Here is a 2,290-nt window from a genome sequence, read left to right as displayed (position 1 = left end):
AAAAGTTCATGAGTCTTCTCCCTTGTAGTGCTTGGTCGCCTTCCAGCTTAGCGGGTAACCGCCGGGCTGGGGAGAAGGCTCAATCAGTATCAAGGGGCTGCAGCGGACCGATTTTCCGGCGCGGGGCGCCTCCAAATCAGCCGCTGAGCCCAAGCGTTAGGCATATCAGGAGGTTGAGTGCCCATTCGTACATTTGATTTCTGCGCACTTCAGTTTTTGAACCAGTGGCTGGAGAAAGAGGCAAACTATTGCGAGTCCCTGGCCTCCAGTGATGCGTCTTTACAGAGGGAATCGCTCGTTGCAGCAGGAGGGCATTTTCGAGTCGCTCGCAACCTGCCAAAAAAATACGACACTGATAGGGGGTTACAGAGGTATGAGCCTGTCTTGGAGATATTGAACGATCTTGCCCCTGTAACCTTCAATAATGTAATAGATGTCGTCAACTATACGCGACAGCGTATTTCTTCCAAATATGGCCAGAGAAGTGTTCTATCGCTGACTACCAAATTTCTGTGGCTGAAAGTCAAAAGCCCTGTTCGTATATATGATCGGCAGGCACGAGTTGCCTTAGGTACCTCAGAAGGGGATTATCTTGCGTTCAATACTGCATTTACGACACGATGTTCGGAGTGTCAGGAAGAAATTGAAAAAGCATGCCGCAATCTGATCAACGTAATTTCCTATACAGTAAGACCAAATTTGCAGCAAGAATCGCTGGAGAATTTAGTGTCATCCACGTGGTTTCGGGAACGAGTGCTAGATATTTACTTATGGAATGAAGGAAGTGCCTAACAAGGCCAGGCACGCGACGCCTACTGCATTGCGGCTTCGCCTCCATTCCGCAGCCGCGCATGCTGGCTGGCGTTGAGGCTGTAGAAAGTGTGCCGTAGTCACACGGGGGGAACTGTCGATTCTTGGCAGATTCTTCCGTGTATAAGCTGCATAAAAGATGAAGGTGGGCCAAGTTCGTTAGCAGCCACGCTGAGGAAATCGAAGAACTGTTCGAGCAGGTGTTGCTGGTGTGTCACGAACAAGGCTTGCTAGGCAACGAGTTGTTTGCCATCGACGGCTGCAAGATGTCCTCGAACGCCGCGAAAGAATGGTCGGGTACCTTTAAAGAGTTGGGTGAAAAACCAGACAAGCTGAAGCGTCTGATTCGCCATCATCTGCGTGAACACCACCAACGGGATGAGGCCGAAACCGAAGCCGAACTGGATAGGGATATTCGTCGTGCGAAAACCATCCTATCGCTGGACGAAGCGATGACCAAAGTAGACCGATTCCTAAAGACGAGCAGCCCAAGGATGGGCCAAGGGAAACGGCGCAAGGAAGTGAAGAGCAACATCACCGATAACGAAAGCGCCAAGATGACCACCAGCAAAGGCACGATCCAGGGCTATAACGGCGTGGCCACGGTGGATAAGAAACACCAGGTCATTGTTGATGCCCAAGCCTTCGGGGAAGGGCAGGAACATCACACGCTGCAACCCGTCCTGGAAACGGTGAAACATCGATGCATGCAGAATCCGGCGTCCGCTAACCACCGCAAAGGGTCCGGCCGACAAGTCTCCTTCACCATCGCAAACAAGCGGATCCCGAACTACACGGACTGGATGAAGCATCGGATAGATAGCCCGCAAGGCAAAGAAATCTACAGCCACCGCATGTCGGTGGTGGAACCAGTGTTCGGCAACATCGGTACAACGAAACGTCTAAACCGTTTTAGTCTGCGTGGAAAGCGAAAAGTGCAGGGGCAATGGCAGTTGTATTGTTTGGTGCACAATATTGAGAAACTGGCGAATTATGGGCAGATGGCTGCGTGAACGGAGGAAGGCAATCCGTCCTGAAACGCCCCGTGCACAAGGCTACGAGTGCTTGAACATTGAAATAGCGGGATTGAGGTCTACAAAGGGCAATCAATCCGGAAACTGGAAGGTGCTGGGCGAAGTGGCCGGCTAAAACAAACGAGATCGTAGGCAGTGGAATGCTCGCTTATTTTTGGGTTTTTCTACAGCCTCGTTATATCACTTGATCGGAGCAAACCGTGAAATTCAGTTTCGACATTAAGTCCAATGCGATCGATAGTTTCGACGAAGCTCTAGCAAAGTACGAGCAGGGACAAGCTGGTGACACAAAATCATTTAAATTTGCAATTACTCATCTGGCTCATTGTATTGAACTGGTTTTAAAGATGTTGTAAACATCCCTGTTTTAGTTGCACCGCTGATTAGAGTTTTCCGCCCGTTGGTGTTTCGCCAGGTATTCCCATGGCGTCAGGTCTTCCAGTGAA

General features: G+C 50.3%; 1 protein-coding gene and 1 pseudogene. Both read left to right on the top strand.

Annotation, left to right across the window (positions count from 1 at the left end):
• Positions 1 to 177: 177 nt before the first annotated feature.
• Positions 178 to 792, top strand: a complete 615-nt coding sequence (locus MWU64_RS15305; RefSeq protein ID WP_247065340.1) for a hypothetical protein — start codon at positions 178 to 180, stop codon at positions 790 to 792.
• 167 nt (positions 793 to 959) lie between these two features.
• Positions 960 to 1,823 (top strand): annotated as a pseudogene (locus tag MWU64_RS15300) (transposase); the annotation flags it as partial.
• Between the last annotated feature and the right edge of the window lie 467 nt (positions 1,824 to 2,290).

It is taken from the genome of Marinobacter sp. S0848L (genome assembly GCF_023016065.1).
Lineage (GTDB): Bacteria > Pseudomonadota > Gammaproteobacteria > Pseudomonadales > Oleiphilaceae > Marinobacter.
The sequence above is the reverse complement of the archived record's forward strand: the minus strand, read 5'-3'. Positions and strand labels throughout refer to the sequence as shown.